Origin of the sequence: Pantoea sp. DY-15 (assembly GCF_019795935.1) — a bacterium.
GTDB classification, from domain to species: domain Bacteria; phylum Pseudomonadota; class Gammaproteobacteria; order Enterobacterales; family Enterobacteriaceae; genus Pantoea; species Pantoea leporis.
In genome coordinates this window covers 1,344,902-1,361,359 of the sequence record NZ_JAIMIF010000001.1, presented here as the reverse complement: position 1 = coordinate 1,361,359, position 16,458 = coordinate 1,344,902, and the positions used below count along the sequence as shown (strand labels likewise).

The 16,458-nt window shown below is 49.7% G+C and carries 14 protein-coding genes and 2 tRNA genes; 9 read left to right on the top strand and 7 right to left on the bottom strand.

Annotation, left to right across the window (positions count from 1 at the left end; genetic code table 11):
- Positions 1-19: 19 nt before the first annotated feature.
- The gene (locus K5Y32_RS06485) at positions 20-1,942 is read left to right on the top strand and encodes a DNA topoisomerase III (RefSeq protein ID WP_137385899.1); all 1,923 of its coding nucleotides are present in this window, start codon (positions 20-22) and stop codon (positions 1,940-1,942) included.
- Positions 1,942-2,238 carry a YnjH family protein gene (locus tag K5Y32_RS06480; RefSeq protein WP_137386880.1) on the top strand — a complete coding sequence of 99 codons (297 nt, stop codon included), beginning with the start codon at positions 1,942-1,944 and terminating at the stop codon, positions 2,236-2,238. Before K5Y32_RS06485 ends, K5Y32_RS06480 begins: the two co-directional genes overlap by 1 nt.
- Positions 2,239-2,270: 32 nt before the next feature.
- Here K5Y32_RS06480 and xthA read toward each other — a convergent pair whose 3' ends face one another.
- The 5 genes from xthA to K5Y32_RS06455 all read right to left on the bottom strand — a co-directional run bounded on the left by xthA (position 2,271) and on the right by K5Y32_RS06455 (position 4,920).
- Entirely contained in the window at positions 2,271-3,077 is an 807-nt protein-coding gene (gene xthA, locus K5Y32_RS06475) for an exodeoxyribonuclease III (protein ID WP_222182271.1), read from the bottom strand.
- 125 nt (positions 3,078-3,202) lie between these two features.
- A tRNA-Tyr gene (locus K5Y32_RS06470) sits at positions 3,203-3,287 on the bottom strand.
- A gap of 42 nt (positions 3,288-3,329) precedes the next feature.
- Positions 3,330-3,414 (bottom strand) — tRNA-Tyr (locus tag K5Y32_RS06465).
- A gap of 144 nt (positions 3,415-3,558) precedes the next feature.
- Positions 3,559-4,407 (bottom strand): formyltetrahydrofolate deformylase, encoded by an 849-nt coding sequence (gene purU / locus K5Y32_RS06460; protein ID WP_101764236.1) that lies wholly within the window; start codon positions 4,405-4,407, stop codon positions 3,559-3,561.
- Between the two features lie 57 nt (positions 4,408-4,464).
- On the bottom strand, positions 4,465-4,920 hold the full coding sequence (locus tag K5Y32_RS06455) for a YchJ family metal-binding protein (protein WP_101764237.1): 456 nt from the start codon (positions 4,918-4,920) through the stop codon (positions 4,465-4,467).
- A gap of 96 nt (positions 4,921-5,016) precedes the next feature.
- On the opposite strand from K5Y32_RS06455, the gene rssA reads away from it, so the two are divergent.
- The 5 genes from rssA (at position 5,017) to K5Y32_RS06430 (ending at position 10,529) form a co-directional block, all read left to right on the top strand.
- Positions 5,017-5,922, top strand: coding sequence for a patatin-like phospholipase RssA (rssA, locus tag K5Y32_RS06450; RefSeq protein ID WP_101764238.1), 906 nt, complete (start codon positions 5,017-5,019; stop codon positions 5,920-5,922).
- 102 nt (positions 5,923-6,024) lie between these two features.
- Entirely contained in the window at positions 6,025-7,041 is a 1,017-nt protein-coding gene (gene rssB / locus K5Y32_RS06445; protein WP_101764239.1) for a two-component system response regulator RssB, read from the top strand.
- Between the two features lie 194 nt (positions 7,042-7,235).
- Positions 7,236-8,144, top strand: a complete 909-nt coding sequence (gene galU / locus K5Y32_RS06440) for a UTP--glucose-1-phosphate uridylyltransferase GalU (RefSeq protein WP_101764240.1) — start codon at positions 7,236-7,238, stop codon at positions 8,142-8,144.
- A 23-nt stretch (positions 8,145-8,167) separates the two neighbouring features.
- Entirely contained in the window at positions 8,168-9,511 is a 1,344-nt protein-coding gene (locus K5Y32_RS06435) for a UDP-glucose/GDP-mannose dehydrogenase family protein (RefSeq protein ID WP_137385896.1), read from the top strand.
- 10 nt (positions 9,512-9,521) lie between these two features.
- Positions 9,522-10,529 carry an NAD-dependent epimerase gene (locus K5Y32_RS06430; protein WP_222182270.1) on the top strand — a complete coding sequence of 336 codons (1,008 nt, stop codon included), beginning with the start codon at positions 9,522-9,524 and terminating at the stop codon, positions 10,527-10,529.
- Positions 10,530-10,624: 95 nt separating this feature from the next.
- On the opposite strand, the gene hns is transcribed toward K5Y32_RS06430, so the two are convergent.
- A complete protein-coding gene (gene hns / locus K5Y32_RS06425) occupies positions 10,625-11,032 on the bottom strand; it encodes a histone-like nucleoid-structuring protein H-NS (protein ID WP_101764243.1) in 408 nt (135 codons plus the stop codon).
- Between the two features lie 414 nt (positions 11,033-11,446).
- Between hns and tdk the strand changes: the two genes are divergently transcribed.
- Positions 11,447-12,067, top strand: a complete 621-nt coding sequence (tdk, locus tag K5Y32_RS06420; RefSeq protein WP_222182268.1) for a thymidine kinase — start codon at positions 11,447-11,449, stop codon at positions 12,065-12,067.
- A gap of 55 nt (positions 12,068-12,122) precedes the next feature.
- Here the strand turns inward: tdk and adhE are convergent, their stop codons facing one another.
- Positions 12,123-14,798: a bifunctional acetaldehyde-CoA/alcohol dehydrogenase gene (gene adhE, locus K5Y32_RS06415; RefSeq protein ID WP_222182266.1), complete on the bottom strand. Its 2,676-nt coding sequence runs from the start codon at positions 14,796-14,798 to the stop codon at positions 12,123-12,125.
- A gap of 446 nt (positions 14,799-15,244) precedes the next feature.
- On the opposite strand from adhE, the gene K5Y32_RS06410 reads away from it, so the two are divergent.
- Positions 15,245-15,892 carry a YchE family NAAT transporter gene (locus K5Y32_RS06410; protein WP_008106584.1) on the top strand — a complete coding sequence of 216 codons (648 nt, stop codon included), beginning with the start codon at positions 15,245-15,247 and terminating at the stop codon, positions 15,890-15,892.
- Positions 15,893-16,458: the final 566 nt, after the last annotated feature.

Here is a 16,458-nt window from a genome sequence, read left to right as displayed (position 1 = left end):
TTAAGGAACGACGCCATCCATGCGTTTGTTTATTGCCGAAAAACCCAGCTTAGCGCGTGCGATTGCCGACGTGTTGCCAAAACCGCATCGACGCGGAGACGGCTATATTGCCTGCGGGAATGACCAGGTTGTGACCTGGTGTGTTGGGCACCTGCTGGAGCAGGCGCAGCCCGACAGTTATGACAGCCGCTATGCGCGCTGGAATCTGGCTGATTTACCGATTATTCCGGAAAAATGGCGCTTGCAGCCACGTCCATCCGTGGCTAAGCAGTTAAAAGTGATTGAAGGCCTGCTGCAACAAGCCAGCATGGTGGTGCATGCGGGTGACCCCGATCGTGAAGGTCAACTGCTGGTGGATGAAGTGCTGGATTATCTGCAGCTCGCACCAGAGAAACGCAAAGCGGTGCAGCGCTGCCTGATTAACGATCTTAATCCCTCGGCGGTTGAACGTGCGGTTGGGCGCCTACGTGAGAACCGCGAATTCATTCCGCTGTGTGTGTCTGCGTTAGCGCGTGCGCGCGCCGACTGGCTGTACGGCATCAACATGACGCGCGCCTTTACCTTGCTGGGCCGTAACGCCGGTTACGACGGCGTGCTGTCGGTTGGCCGCGTGCAGACGCCGGTGCTGGGTTTAGTGGTGCGCCGCGATGAAGAGATCGAAAACTTTATCCCTAAGGACTATTTCGAAGTTAAAGCGCACATCGTCACGCCAAAAGACGAGCGTTTTGTCGCGACATGGGTGCCAAGCGATGCTTGCGAGCCGTGGCAGGATGAAGAGGGGCGTTTGCTGCATCGTCCGCTGGCGGATCACGTGCTTGAGCGCATTAATGGTAAGCCGGCGCTGGTCACCGGATATAACGACAAACGTGAATCCGATACCGCACCGCTACCATTCTCGCTTTCTGGCCTGCAGATTGAAGCCGGTAAGCGCTTTGGCCTCAGCGCGCAGAACGTACTGGATTGCTGTCAGCGGCTTTATGAAACCCATAAGCTGATCACCTACCCGCGTTCCGATAGTCGCTATCTTCCCGATGAGCACTTTGCCGGACGCCATGCGGTGTTGAACGCCATTCAGGCGCATCAGCCCAATCTAACACCGCCTGCTGATTTCAATCCCGACCAGAAGAACCGCTGCTGGGACGACAAAAAGGTCGATGCGCACCATGCCATCATTCCCACTGCGCGTGCCAGTAAGGTTAGTCTGACCGAAAATGAGGCCAATATTTACGGATTGATCGCCCGCCAGTATTTAATGCAGTTTTGCCCGGATGCGGTGTTCCGCAAATGCGTTATTGATCTTGATATCGGCGGCGGAAAATTTATCGCTAAAGCGCGTTTTCTGGCCGAAGCCGGCTGGCGTGCGCTGCTCGGCAGCAAAGAGCGTGACGAGGAGAACGATGGCACGCCGCTGCCGGTCGTCGCTAAAGGTGATGAGCTGCTGTGCGAGCGCGGCGAAGTGCTGGCGAAGCAGACGCAACCGCCGCGTCCGTTTACCGATGCGACGCTGTTGTCTGCGATGACCGGCATCGCCCGCTTTGTGCAGGATAAAGAATTAAAGAAAGTGCTGCGTGCAACCGATGGTTTAGGTACGGAAGCGACGCGTGCGGGCATTATCGAATTGCTGTTCCGCCGCACTTTCCTGGTGAAAAAAGGCCGCTATATTCATTCGACGGATGCGGGCAGGGCGTTGATCCATGCACTGCCAGAAATGGCCGCCCGGCCCGATATGACGGCGCAATGGGAATCGACGCTTACCCGGATTAGCGAGAAGTCTTGTCGCTATGATGAGTTTATGCAGCCGCTGGTCAGCACCTTGATTGGGCTGATTGGTGAAGCACGCCAGCGACCGTCGTTACAGGCCTTTCGCGGATTGACAGCGCCTGGGGCCAAAAAGAAAGCCAAACCGAAAACGGCTCGTCGCAAAACCAAGGAGACAGAGTGATGCGTTATGCAATGATGTTGCTGGGCGGATTGTTGTTATGCAGCACCTCGGCGCTGGCCAACCGCCAGCCGGAAAACAATCGTATGGGCAATACCGATGTGGTGGTGGATCTGCCGCCAGAAGCTTGGACACAAGGGCAAAACAATCGTCAGAGCAATTGCATGCAGTGCTGTACCTATGAGAACCGCAGTTATTCTGAAGGTGCGGTGGTCAAAGCAGAAGGCGTGTTATTGCAGTGCGGCAGGGATGAGAAGGTATTAGGCACTAATCCGCTTATCTGGAAAATCATCAAATAAAAGCGCGTGGCGCCAGACGCCACGCTGCTTCATCACAGCTTAAATGTCGACCAAACCGGGGCGTGATCCGACGGTTTTTCCATGCTGCGGATATCGTAATCGATGCCACTCTCAATGCAGCGCGAGGCAAGCGGTTGGCTTGCCAGCAGCAGATCAATGCGCAGACCACGGTTGTCGTCAAAGCCTTTCGAACGGTAGTCAAACCATGAGAAACGATCGTTGGTTTCCGGGAACTTAGCGCGCCAGGTATCAACTAAACCCCACTTTAGCAAGCGATCCATCCACTCGCGCTCTTCAGGCAGGAACGAGCATTTTCCGGTACGCAGCCAGCGTTTACGATTGTCTTCACCAATGCCGATGTCAAAATCGGTGCTGCTGATGTTCATGTCGCCCATGATCAATACCGGTTTATCCACGGCTAGCTGTTGCTCAAGATAGCTTTGCAGTTCGCGATAAAACTTCTCTTTCGCCGGGAACTTGGTGGGATGGTCGCGGCTTTCACCCTGCGGAAAATAACCGTTGATCACCGTGATATCACCAATCGGACTCGGGATTTCCGCCATGATCAAACGACGCTGTGCATCTTCCTCATCGCCAGGGAAACCACGGTAGACGCTGACAGGCTCAGCTTTGGTCAGCAGCGCGACGCCGTAGTGACCTTTCTGCCCGTGATAAAACACGTGATAACCCAGTTTGCTGACGTCTTCGAGCGGGAACATATCGTCATGCACTTTAGTTTCCTGCAAGCCGATAACATCGGGTTGATGCTGTTCAACCAGCGCGGCTAATTGATGAGGACGCGCACGCAAGCCGTTGATGTTGAAAGAGACAAATTTCATTTCGCTGCCATTTTTATCCGCAAAAGTATGGCGCGATGGTAACGAGTTTTTGGGGAAAAGTCATGGTGTGAATCAGGAGGTTACAACGATTAAAACAAGTGGGAAAAACAGGAGAATGGTATTGATGGTGGTGGGAGAAGGATTCGAACCTTCGAAGTCTGTGACGGCAGATTTACAGTCTGCTCCCTTTGGCCGCTCGGGAATCCCACCGGGGATATGACATATTGTGGCTTAAGGCAGAGACGATTCAGATGGTGGTGGGAGAAGGATTCGAACCTTCGAAGTCTGTGACGGCAGATTTACAGTCTGCTCCCTTTGGCCGCTCGGGAATCCCACCACTGGCCTGAATCATTGCGTCTTAAAGCGGGGCGCATCATAACAAATGCGCTCGGTCTGTAAAGCGCCGTCACTGAAAATAAAAACTGTTTGCCCACTTTTTATGCGTGGCGCTGAAGAGTTGTGCAGTTCAGCGCCGAAGTGGTTAAAGAATGATCGTGCGGTTGCCGTAAACGAACACGCGCTGGCCTAACACTTTATACAGTGCGCGGCTCAACACATTCTTCTCAACGTCTCGTCCTGCACGCATCATCTCTTCTGCGGTGTAGCTATGATCGACGTTGATCACGTCCTGCATGATAATTGGACCTTCATCGAGGTTATCGTTCACGTAGTGCGCGGTGGCGCCGATGATTTTCACGCCGCGCTCATAAGCCTGATGATACGGACGCGCGCCAATGAACGCCGGCAAGAAGGAGTGGTGAATATTGATGATCTGGTTTGGATAACGTTGCACAAAGGCGGGCGTCAACACGCGCATATATTTTGCCAGCACCACATAATCAGGCTGATAACGGTCAATTTCATCCGCCATGCGGTTGTCGTGCTCTTCACGCGTGTGGCCTTCGTGGCTCACCATCACAAACGGAATATCGAAACGTTCAACCAGTGAGCGCAGCGTTTCGTGGTTACCGATGACTGCAGCAATCTCCATATCCAGACCGCCAAACGCGCTTTTCATTAGTAGATCGCCCAGGCAATGCGCCTCTTTGGTCACCAGAATCACGACACGGCGACGACCGGCACTTTGCAGTTCACGCACTGAACCGACGGGTAGCGCGCTATCGAGATCGGCCAGCAAGGTGTTGTCGTTGAAAATGCCTTCCAGCTCGGTGCGCATGAAAAAGCGTCCGGTGCGGTGATCGACAAACTCATTATTCTGCACAATGTTGAGTTCGTGCTTGTAGCAAATGTTGGTGATCTTGGCGATCAAACCTTTCGCATCAGGGCAAATGGTTCGTAAAACTTTTCGTTGGATGGTTTGCGCTTGCATCTCGATCAGAGTCCTGTCAAAGCGATGAATGGTAAAGCCGTTGTGTATCTGTCCAGATTACCCACAACATTTTTTGTATTTTTTATCGGCGCCACAAGGACAGCGATCGTTACGTCCCAACTCAGGCGTTGTTCCGTCAACATAGTACCAGCGTTGATCCTCGCGAAGAAAGCGCGAACATTCATAGATGGCTGAAGTGCGGCCTTTTTCGAGGTAACGCGCAAAAAACGTCACGAAGGCTTCATTCTCATGGCTTCCATGATTACAACGAGTTACATTCAAGCCCAGCCATTCAGTACCGGCAAAACTTTCGGATAATAACGTCTCAAGGTCGGCCACGCGTTTACTGGAGTGCCAGGTTTTCGCCAGCCACGCGGCATCTTTCACGACGTAGGCGGTGTAGCGTGAGCGCATTAATTGTTCCGCGCTGGACGGGTTCGCTTGGCCATTCAGAAAGGGTTGGCAACATACGCTATACTCCTTTCCGCTGCAGCAAGGGCACTTTTCAGACACGTCATCTCCTGGAAGTGATTAAAGTAAATTTAAGCGTGCGCTATGGTAGCCGACTGTCAGGCGTGATGCTACGTACCATGCCAATCATGAGGTGAGATGAGAAAGGTCAGGATTGGGCTGGCACTGGGTTCAGGTGCTGCCAAAGGTTGGTCCCACATCGGCGTGATCAATGCGCTGGAACGCGCAGGGATTGAAATCGATGTGGTGGCCGGATGTTCTGTTGGCGCGTTGGTCGGTTCGGCTTACGTGAATGGACGGCTGGGCGTGATGGAGAAGTGGGTGAGTGCATTCCGTTATTGGGATGTCATTCGATTAATGGACCTGTCGTGGCAGCGCGGTGGTTTATTGCGCGGCGACCGGGTGTTTAGCCACATCCGCCAGCTGATTCCCAACGACCTCATCGATGAGTGCGATAAGCCATTTGGCGTCGTCGCGACCAATCTCAGTACCGGACGAGAAGTGTGGTTGACCGAAGGCGATTTGCATCAAGCTGTGCGTGCGTCCTGTAGTATGCCAGGCTTATTGCCACCCATTGCTTACAATGGATACTGGTTGGTGGATGGCGCGGTGGTGAATCCCGTGCCGATCTCATTAACCCGCGCATTGGGTGCTGACATCGTTATCGCCGTGGATTTACAGCATGACGCACATCTGATGCAACAGGATTTATTGTCAGTTACGCCGCAGAGCGGTGAAGAAGCGGCGGCAGTAGAAGCGCTGAGCTGGGGAAAGAAACTGCGTCAACGCCTGATTGGCCTGACGCATCGCCGTGCTAATCAAACGCCGGGTGCGATGGAGATTATGTCGACATCTATCCAGGTTCTGGAAAATCGCCTGAAACGTAACCGCATGGCGGGCGATCCGCCGGATGTGCTGATTCAGCCGTTTTGTCCACAAATTTCCACACTGGACTTCCATCGTGCAGAAGAAGCCATTGCGGCTGGCAAGGCCGCCGTTGAGAAAAAAATGGATGAACTATTACCGCTGGTCCGTGGCAGATAGTCAGGTTGTTCATTCACAGGTGTTGCGACTTCAGCCAATTCTGAAAGGCGCAACGGCATTTTATGAACCACTATTGAATTATCTGGTACGCAGGGGGAGAGAATGGAAAAACCGCTAATCGGCAAAAAGATACTCATTGTCGAAGATGAGGTCGTTTTCCGTTCATTGATAGACAATTTATTAACCAGCTTAGGTGCAACAACGCTTGAGGCAGGTGATGGTGTTGATGGCTTAACCTTGTTGTCGGCGCAATCAGTGGATCTGGTTATTTGCGATCTTGAAATGCCGCGTATGGGCGGTATCCCGTTCGTTGAGCGTCTTCGCACGCGCGGCAACAATGTGCCCATTCTGATTATCTCCGCCACACAAAATATGGCGGATATCGCGCATGTGTTGCGTTTGGGCGTGCAGGACGTATTGCTAAAACCGCTCAAAAATATGGAACGTTTCCGTGAAGCGGTGTTTGAGTGTCTCTATCCATCCATGTTTACCTCCAAAGTCGAGGAGGATGAACAACTCTTTCAGGATTGGGATGCGCTGGTCAGCGATCCGCTGGCGGCCTCTAAATTACTTAAACAGCTCCAGCCGCCGGTGCAGCAAACCATTGCCAATTGCCGTATCAATTACCGTCAGCTCACCATGGCGGAACAGCCGGGCTTAGTACTGGATATCGCGGCGCTGTCAGATAACGACTTGGCATTCTATTGCCTTGATGTAACGCGCGCTGGCGATAATGGCGTGTTAGCCGCGCTGTTACTGCGCGCACTATTTAATGGTTTGCTGCAGGAGCAGCTCTCCGGCCAGAAGCAGCGACTGCCTGAGTTAAATGGGCTGCTGCGACAGGTCAACATGCTGTTAAGGCAGGCGAATCTCAGCGGGCAGTTCCCGTTGCTGGTGGGCTATTATCATCGCCAGTTAAAAAACCTAATCCTGGTTTCAGCAGGGCTCAACGCGACGTTGCATGTCAATACTCATCAAATCCAACTCAGTAATGGTGTGCCGCTTGGTACTATGGGCAGCACTCATCTTAATCAAATCAGCCAACGTGCCGACGCCTGGCAGTGTCATATTTGGGGCGCCGGAGGCAGGTTACGTTTGATGCTTTCAGCCGAAGAATAACCGGTTAGATTTAATTTTTCCGTGGGTTAAAGACAGGACCAGGAGCAAGCTTTACACTTGGGTAATAGTCCTAAATTCCGTGGATTAACTTCTTCCAGGATAATTCCACCTGATAGTAACTGATATACTCATTTCGTTTTTAAACCGACATATCAAGTATTAACTTGAACGGCCTATTAAGAGAGGTATTTTTGATGTCTGCCTATAAGACTAAAGTTAAAAAAGCGGTAATCCCAGTTGCAGGCCTCGGCACGCGTATGCTGCCTGCGACCAAAGCTATTCCAAAAGAGATGTTACCGTTGGTCGATAAGCCGTTGATCCAGTATGTCGTAAATGAGTGCATTGCAGCAGGCATTAACGAGATTGTGCTGGTTACGCACTCTTCTAAAAACGCCATCGAAAACCACTTTGATACCAGTTTTGAGCTGGAATCTATGCTGGAAAAACGTGTTAAGCGTCAGCTGCTGGACGAAATCCAGTCAATCTGCCCTCCACACGTCACCATCATGCAGGTTCGTCAGGGTATAGCGAAAGGCCTGGGCCACGCAGTAATGTGCGCACATCCGCTGATTGGTGATGAGCCGTTCGCTGTAATCCTGCCAGACGTAATCATCGACGAATACGAATCTGATCCAACCAAAGACAACCTGGCAGAGATGCTGGCTCGTTACGAAGAGAGCGGCCGCAGCCAGATCATGGTCGAGCCGGTTGCTGATGTAACCGCTTACGGCGTAGTTGATTGCCAGGGTGCTGAACTCTCTGCAGGTCAGAGCGCGCCAATGGTTGGCGTGGTTGAGAAGCCTAAAGCTTCAGAAGCCCCATCAAACCTGGCCGTTGTGGGACGTTACGTGTTGTCTGCTGAAATCTGGCCGCTGCTGGCGAAAACGCCTCCAGGTGCAGGTGGCGAAGTTCAGCTGACTGACTCCATTGCGATGCTGATGGAAAAAGAGACCGTTGAAGCTTATCACCTGAACGGTGTCAGCCATGACTGCGGTAACAAACTGGGTTACATGCAAGCGTTTGTTGAGTACGGCGTTCGCCATCCAGTGCTGGGTAAAGATTTCACCCAGTGGCTTGAAGGCGCGGTAGGCAACAAAAAGTAACTCAATAAACACAGGATAATTCAATGAAAGTCACTGTATTTGGTATCGGCTATGTCGGTCTGGTTCAGGCTGCGGTGTTGGCCGAAGTCGGACATGACGTTCTCTGCATTGATGTCGACGAAAAGAAAGTCGAGAACTTAAAGAAAGGCAATATTCCGATCTTTGAACCAGGCCTGACGCCGCTTGTTATGTCTAATTACGAGTCGGGTCGCCTGAAGTTCAGTACGAATGCGGAAGAAGGCGTTAATCATGGCGTGATGCAGTTTATCGCCGTGGGTACGCCACCGGATGAAGACGGTTCTGCCGATCTGAAGTATGTGACTGCCGTTGCGCGCACGATTGCGCAGCACATGAACGATCACAAAGTTGTTATCGACAAATCTACTGTACCAGTGGGTACCGCAGATCGCGTGCGAGCGGTAATGACGGAAACCCTGCAAAAGCGTGATGCAAACATCGCCTTTGACGTGGTTTCAAACCCGGAATTCCTCAAAGAAGGTGCGGCAGTCAATGACTGCATGCGTCCTGAACGCATCGTTGTCGGTACCGATAATGATGAAGTGGTTGAGCTGCTACGCGAGCTGTACGAGCCGTTCAACCGTAATCATGATCGTATGATTTTGATGGATATCCGCAGTGCAGAGCTGACCAAATATGCGGCTAACTGCATGCTTGCAACCAAAATTAGCTTCATGAACGAGATCTCTAACCTGGCAGAACGTCTGGGAGCCGACGTTGAGAAAGTTCGCCAGGGTATTGGTTCAGATTCACGTATTGGTTATCACTTCATCTATCCTGGCTGCGGCTATGGCGGTTCTTGTTTCCCGAAAGACGTGCAGGCGCTGATTCGTACTGCTGAGTCAATTGGTTACACTCCGCGTCTACTGCAGGCGGTTGAAGACGTTAACGACTCGCAGAAGAACAAGCTGCCTACATTTATCAAACGCCATTTTGGCGACGATTTGCGCGGCAAAACCTTTGCTCTGTGGGGACTGGCGTTCAAACCGAACACTGACGATATGCGTGAAGCCTCCAGCCGCGTTCTGATGGAGACGCTGTGGGAAGCCGGGGCAACGGTTCAGGCGTTCGACCCAGAAGCGATGGACGAAGCGCAACGCATTTACGGACATCGTAACGATCTGAAGTTGATGGGTACTAAGGAAGCCGCGCTGCAGGGTGCGGATGGCTTAGTGATCTGTACTGAGTGGCAAAACTTCCGTGCGCCAGACTTTGACGTCATTAAAAGTGCGTTAAAAGAACCCGTGATTTTTGATGGTCGTAACCTGTATGATCCTGAGCGTATCAGCAAGCGCGGTTTCACGTACTATGCAATCGGCCGCGGAGCGTCAATTAAAATCGTAGAATAATGAGGGATGTATGAAGTTTCTGGTCACCGGCGCGGCAGGTTTTATTGGATTTCACGTCAGTCAGCGTTTGCTGGCCGCTGGTCACCAGGTTGTCGGTATCGATAACCTGAATGACTATTATGATGTCAGCCTTAAACAGGCTCGTTTAGACCAGAACACCCAACATCCTGATTTTATTTTCGTAAAAATGGACCTGGCGGATCGCCAGGCCATTTCCTCTTTATTCGCTGAGCATGCGTTTGAACGCGTTATTCATTTGGGCGCTCAAGCCGGCGTGCGTTATTCAATCGAAAATCCCCATGCTTATGCCGAAGCAAATCTAATCGGCCACCTCAATATTCTTGAAGGTTGCCGTCATCATAAAATCGGCCACCTTTTGTATGCCTCATCCAGTTCAGTTTATGGCCTGAATCGTAAAATGCCTTTTTCAACGGACGATTCCGTTGACCATCCGGTTTCACTTTATGCGGCCACAAAAAAAGCCAACGAATTGATGTCGCATACCTATTCACACCTTTATCAATTGCCCACTACGGGATTACGTTTCTTCACCGTGTATGGCCCATGGGGCCGTCCGGATATGGCATTGTTCAAATTTACACGCGCGATGTTAGCGGGTGAGCAAATTGACGTCTATAACAACGGACAAATGACGCGTGACTTTACGTATATCGATGATATTGCTGAAGCAATCGTGCGCTTGCAGGATGTGATTCCTCAACCGGATGAAAAGTGGACGGTGGAAGCAGGTTCTCCTGCCAGCAGCTCGGCTCCTTACCGCGTTTACAACATTGGTAATAGCCAGCCGACCAGCTTAATGACGTATATTGAGTCGCTGGAAAAAGCATTGGGCATTGAAGCGAAGAAAAATATGCTGCCTATGCAACCTGGCGACGTACTGGGCACCAGCGCTGACACGCAACCTTTGTACGAGGCGATCAATTTCCGTCCTAAAACTAGCGTAGAGCAGGGTGTGCAGTATTTTGTTGATTGGTATCGCCGCTTCTATCAACAATAATTAAGCATGAAAAAAGGAAGCCATTGGCTTCCTTTTTCATACCTGGTTAAAGTGAATTAGCGATGAGCTAATTACAAAGCTGAGCGCTGGAATGATTACAGTAGGAAATCGTCGAGTTGTTTACCTTGTTCTTCAATTGCTTTTTTAATCACAGCAGGAGTGCGGCCCTGGCCAGTCCAGGTACGGTTTTCACCGTTTTCATCAACGTAAGAATATTTAGCCGGACGCGCAGCGCGCTTAGCTTTGCCCGGAACTTTCGTTTCAGATAATGCCTGTAACAGATCATTTGGGTCAATACCATCGGCAATTAGCATCTCGCGGTATTGTTCGAGTTTGCGTGTGCGTTCTGCATTTTCCGCTTGTGCATGAGTATCATCTTCACGACGCTCATTGACCACAACTTCGAGTTTTTCTAGCATCTCTTCCAATGTTTCCAGAGAGCATTCCCGAGCTTGTGCGCGCAATGTACGGATATTATTAAGAATTTTAAGTGCTTCGCTCATTGTCCTAATCTCAAAATATAATAAATGGGAGTTGTTCTGCCGACTCATAATAGTGGTGCAAAAAAATAACTGCAATAGCCAGATTTAAAAGCAAAACGTAAAAATAAAAAAGAAGGGCAGATTGATAACGCTCTTCAGAATATATTTACTTATTTGGTAATCTTTTCTAACTTGCTGACCAGGCCGAACGCTAAGCCTCATGCTAAACCTGACGCTTCGGCTTTAATTTAAATGAATAAAATATCGGCGTAATCGCTATTTTGTCAAAACGTGCTTTCTTTCTATAATGACTGTGATATCCATCTTAATGGTGATGTTATTTTGAGCAGATGATAAAAATAATGCATCGCTACAGCTATACAGGTTTATGGTAAACTGCGCCGCAACAGATATAGGCTGCGATGAGATTTTCTAATGGCTCAACTTTATTTTTATTACTCTGCGATGAATGCGGGTAAATCAACGGCTTTGCTACAGTCTTCTTATAATTATCATGAACGTGGTATGCGATCGTTGGTTTATACCGCCGAGATCGACAACCGTTTTGGTGCAGGCAAAGTCAGTTCACGTATCGGGCTTTCGTCTCCTGCATTTTTATATAACGATGAGACAAAGCTCGATGAGGAAATAGCTGCAGAACATGCGAAGCAACCCGTGCATTGCGTGTTAGTCGATGAAAGCCAGTTCCTTACGCGCGAACAGGTCAAAGCATTATCTGATGTTGTCGACAATCTGGATATTCCGGTGCTTTGCTATGGCCTGCGCACCGATTTCCGTGGAGAGCTGTTTGTTGGCAGCCAATATTTACTGGCATGGGCGGATAAGCTGGTTGAGCTTAAAACCATCTGCCACTGTGGCAGAAAAGCCAGTATGGTGCTTCGTCTTGATGCAAAGGGTAAACCTTTCAGCGAAGGCGAGCAGGTGGTGATTGGTGGCAATGAGCGTTATATATCGGTCTGCCGTAAACATTATAAGCAGGCAATCGATCAGGGTTCACTTCAGGCGATATATGGCTCACAATCGCCGCAGGTTTAACTCATCAGCAAGCCATAAAAAAACCCGCCGTAGCGGGTTTTTTGTTCAAAGCGGTTTAGGCTTTTTTCGTTTTCTTGTCAATTTTCACTTCGGCTTTAACTTCTTGAGCATTCTCACTCAATGACTCAGAGAATTCACGACCGTAGAAGGTATCCAGCATGATTTGTTTTAACTCAGCAATCAGCGGATAGCGTGGGTTCGCACCGGTACATTGGTCATCGAATGCATCCTCAGCCAGTTTGTCCACTTTCGCGAGGAAATCAGCTTCCTGCACACCCGCTTCGCGGATTGAGGTTGGGATGCCCAACTGCGTTTTCATCTCTTCAAGCCAGGCGAGCAGTTTTTCAATTTTCTGCGCGGTGCGGTCGCCAGCGGCGGAGAGCCCCAGATGGTCAGCAACCTCAGCATAACGACGACGTGCTTGTGGGCGGTCGTACTGGCTGAAAGCCGTTTGCTTAGTCGGGTTGTCATTGGCGTTATAGCGAATGACGTTTGAAATCAGCAGGGCGTTTGCCAGACCGTGTGGAATGTGGAACTCAGAGCCCAGTTTATGCGCCATTGAGTGACACACACCCAGGAAGGCGTTTGCGAACGCAATCCCCGCGATAGTTGCCGCATTGTGAACGCGTTCACGTGCTACCGGATTTTTTGCGCCATCGCGATAACTGGCTGGCAGGTTCTCTTTCAGCAGTTTCAGTGCTTGCAAGGCCTGGCCATCAGAATACTCATTCGCTAATACGGAGACATAGGCTTCGAGTGAGTGCGTTACCGCATCGAGGCCACCGAAGGCGCAAAGTGAACGCGGCATATCCATCACCAGGTTGGCATCAACTATGGCCATATCTGGCGTCAGCGCATAATCCGCTAATGGATATTTCTGGCCGGTCGCATCGTCCGTCACCACGGCAAACGGCGTTACTTCAGAACCAGTACCGGAAGTGGTAGTGATGGCCACCATACGCGCTTTAACACCCATTTTCGGGAACTTATAGATGCGTTTACGGATGTCCATAAAGCGCAGTGCCAGTTCTTCGAAATGCGTCTCAGGATGTTCGTACATCACCCACATGATTTTTGCTGCATCCATCGGTGAACCACCGCCGAGTGCGATAATCACATCAGGTTTAAAGCTGTTCATCTGCTCTGCACCTTTACGGACGATGCTCAGCGTTGGGTCAGCTTCTACTTCGAAGAAGACTTCGGTTTCAATACCGTGAGATTTCAGTACGCGAGTCACCTGATCGGCATAGCCATTATTGAACAGGAAGCGGTCGGTAACGATAAAGGCGCGTTTGGCACCATCAGTTGCCACTTCTTCCAGAGCAATCGGCAGTGAGCCGCGACGGAAGTAAATAGACTTCGGAAGTTTATGCCACAACATATTCTCAGCTCGCTTGGCCACGGTTTTCTTGTTGATGAGATGTTTTGGTCCCACGTTCTCAGAAATGGAGTTACCGCCCCATGAACCACAGCCCAACGTCAGTGATGGAGCCAATTTGAAGTTGTACAGGTCACCGATACCACCTTGTGACGCCGGCGTGTTAATCAGAATACGCGCGGTCTTCATTTTGTCGCCGAAGTAATGCACACGCTCGATCTGATTATCCTGATCGGTATACAGACATGAGGTGTGGCCAATACCGCCCATGGTTACCAGTTTTTCAGCTTTATCGACCGCGTCGTGGTAATCCTTCGCCCGGTACATCGCTAAGGTTGGAGAGAGTTTTTCATGCGCGAAGGGCTCTGATTCATCAACCAGTTTCACTTCACCAATCAGAATCTTGGTGGTTGCCGGCACGCTAATTCCCGCCAATTCGGCAATCTTCGTCGCTGGCTGGCCGACAATCGCCGCATTCAACGCGCCATTCTTCAGAATGATATCCTGAATCGCTTTAAGCTCTTTACCTTGCAGCAGATAGCCGCCGTGGCTGGCAAAACGCTCACGTACCGCATCATAAGCCGAATCAACCACAATTACGGATTGCTCAGACGCACAAATCACACCGTTATCGAAGGTCTTCGACATCAGGATGGATGCGACAGCGCGTTTGATATCCGCTGTTTCATCAATTACGACTGGCGTGTTACCGGCACCAACACCAATTGCGGGCTTACCGGAACTGTAAGCGGCTTTGACCATGCCCGGACCGCCGGTTGCAAGGATCAGGTTGATATCAGGGTGATGCATTAACTGATTAGAAAGTTCGACAGATGGGGTATCGATCCAGCCGATGATATCTTTTGGCGCGCCCGCCGCAATCGCTGCCTGCAGCACAATGTCAGCGGCTTTGTTAGTCGCATCTTTCGCACGTGGATGCGGAGAAAAGATAATGCCGTTACGGGTTTTCAGGCTGATCAGCGCTTTGAAAATAGCCGTAGAAGTTGGGTTGGTGGTAGGAACAATGCCGCAGATCAGGCCAATCGGCTCAGCAATAGTGATGGTGCCGAAGGTGTCATCAGTGGCGAGAATACCGCAGGTTTTTTCATCTTTGTAAGCGTTGTAGATGTATTCAGAAGCAAAGTGGTTCTTGATGACTTTATCTTCAACAATACCCATGCCTGATTCGGCAACGGCCAGCTTGGCCAGTGGAATTCGTGCGTCAGCAGCGGCAAGGGCGGCAGCGCGGAAGATTGCATCAACTTGTTCCTGACTAAAATTAGCGTACTCACGCTGTGCCTTTTTTACACGTTCAACCAGTGCATTAAGTTCGGCAACATTAGTAACGGCCATAGTGCTCTCCTGAAGGAAGTTAAACTCTTTTAGTAAACAAGCCTGAATCCAGAAGTATAGTCACGCTATGCTTATATATTGGGCAGGTTGGCGTCTGTTTTGCCGTTGCTTACTAAAAGGGTTTCCTGGTCAAGATACTTAAGCGTCAGGAAGTTGTTTCGACGGGGTAAGATTACCCCTGATGAGGTAGGTAAATTTTGATGCAGATCAATCCGGATCTAAGCTGACACCTTTCAGCACTAACTTTCGCAAGTAAAGTTAGCGCGATGTGCCACATATTCTGCACGCATCGGCTGCATCGCAATAACCAACGGTTAACAGCAGTTGAAAAAACTGGCTCAAAGCCAGACGTATAGCATAAATTTCTGCCGTCACCTCTGGTTTTTCGCCCGGCTTATGCACTACATTAAGCGCGCTTTTCTACTCAGACTTTACCGGAGCCTACTTTGAATCCCGTGCTACTCGATCTTTCCGGCTACATTAAGTTTTTTGTCGGTTTGTTTGCCCTGGTAAATCCGGTCGGTATCATCCCGGTCTTTATCAGCATGACCAGCTATCAGGCGGTTGTTGAACGTAATAAAACTAATCTTACCGCCAACCTGGCCGTGGCCATCATCCTCTGGACGTCACTGTTTCTTGGCGATGGCATCCTGCATCTGTTTGGCATTTCGATAGATTCATTCCGTATTGCTGGCGGTATTCTGGTGGTCACTATCGCGATGTCGATGATCAGCGGAAAACTGGGTGAGGATAAGCAGAACAAGCAGGAGAAGTCAGAGAGCGCTATTCGCGAAAGCATTGGCGTGGTACCGCTAGCGTTACCGTTAATGGCTGGTCCCGGTGCAATTAGTTCAACCATTGTCTGGAGTACGCGTTATCACAGCTGGCAGAACTTAATTGGTTTTAGTATCGCGATTGCCATTTTCGCCTTTTGCTGTTGGCTGCTGTTCCGCGCAGCACCGTTGATGGTGCGGGTGCTTGGACAAACCGGGATTAACGTGATTACCCGTATTATGGGCTTGTTGTTAATGGCGTTGGGCATCGAGTTTATTGTTACAGGTATGAAATCTATTTTTCCTGGTTTGCTGAATTAATCGAAGTTATTTTTTCCTTTTGAGAGATTTCACGATCCAAAATGGTGCATATCTTCATTTTATTGCACCATTTTAGTTAATTTATTCATTAGCCTTAACTGCAAACGTCCAGCATCACTTTTACTACTATCCTCATCCCACCCGAGTAAAACCTCACACTAAACTGTGATAATTGTCACAGATAATTGTTCTGCACATGTCTTTGAAATTAGCATTTGAGAAAAGTTGATAAGTTAATCGATGACTCTTTATGCGGATAATGGCTATTTTTATAGTCGAATTCGTAAAAATCATATTGAAAGAACAATAACGAGTAAATTACATGCAGTTATCCTACAAATAACTTTAAAATCATTTGGTTAATCGATAATTCAATAAAAGAATTAACACTTCTCCTACTCTCGCGAACGTGATAAAAGAGAATCTGCTAACATTTTTGCAGTTTAGCTTTGGCGTGCGGGCATCGGTTCTGATAATTTTCGGCACATCACAAATTTTTTATCTGATAGTGACAAATGTGTACGCTTCTTGCTTACAGGCTATCAGGCTTATGATTAAGGTTGATA

What these genes read in the sequence shown, in the direction of transcription:
- K5Y32_RS06485 (WP_137385899.1), top strand. Translation starts at nt 20, where the DNA reads ATGCGTTTGTTTATTGCCGAAAAACCCAGCTTAGCGCGTGCGATTGCC.
- K5Y32_RS06480 (WP_137386880.1), top strand. Translation starts at nt 1,942, where the DNA reads ATGCGTTATGCAATGATGTTGCTGGGCGGATTGTTGTTATGCAGCACC.
- xthA (WP_222182271.1), bottom strand. Translation starts at nt 3,077, where the DNA reads ATGAAATTTGTCTCTTTCAACATCAACGGCTTGCGTGCGCGTCCTCAT.
- purU (WP_101764236.1), bottom strand. Translation starts at nt 4,407, where the DNA reads ATGCAAGCGCAAACCATCCAACGAAAAGTTTTACGAACCATTTGCCCT.
- rssA (WP_101764238.1), top strand. Translation starts at nt 5,017, where the DNA reads ATGAGAAAGGTCAGGATTGGGCTGGCACTGGGTTCAGGTGCTGCCAAA.
- rssB (WP_101764239.1), top strand. Translation starts at nt 6,025, where the DNA reads ATGGAAAAACCGCTAATCGGCAAAAAGATACTCATTGTCGAAGATGAG.
- galU (WP_101764240.1), top strand. Translation starts at nt 7,236, where the DNA reads ATGTCTGCCTATAAGACTAAAGTTAAAAAAGCGGTAATCCCAGTTGCA.
- K5Y32_RS06435 (WP_137385896.1), top strand. Translation starts at nt 8,168, where the DNA reads ATGAAAGTCACTGTATTTGGTATCGGCTATGTCGGTCTGGTTCAGGCT.
- K5Y32_RS06430 (WP_222182270.1), top strand. Translation starts at nt 9,522, where the DNA reads ATGAAGTTTCTGGTCACCGGCGCGGCAGGTTTTATTGGATTTCACGTC.
- hns (WP_101764243.1), bottom strand. Translation starts at nt 11,032, where the DNA reads ATGAGCGAAGCACTTAAAATTCTTAATAATATCCGTACATTGCGCGCA.
- tdk (WP_222182268.1), top strand. Translation starts at nt 11,447, where the DNA reads ATGGCTCAACTTTATTTTTATTACTCTGCGATGAATGCGGGTAAATCA.
- adhE (WP_222182266.1), bottom strand. Translation starts at nt 14,798, where the DNA reads ATGGCCGTTACTAATGTTGCCGAACTTAATGCACTGGTTGAACGTGTA.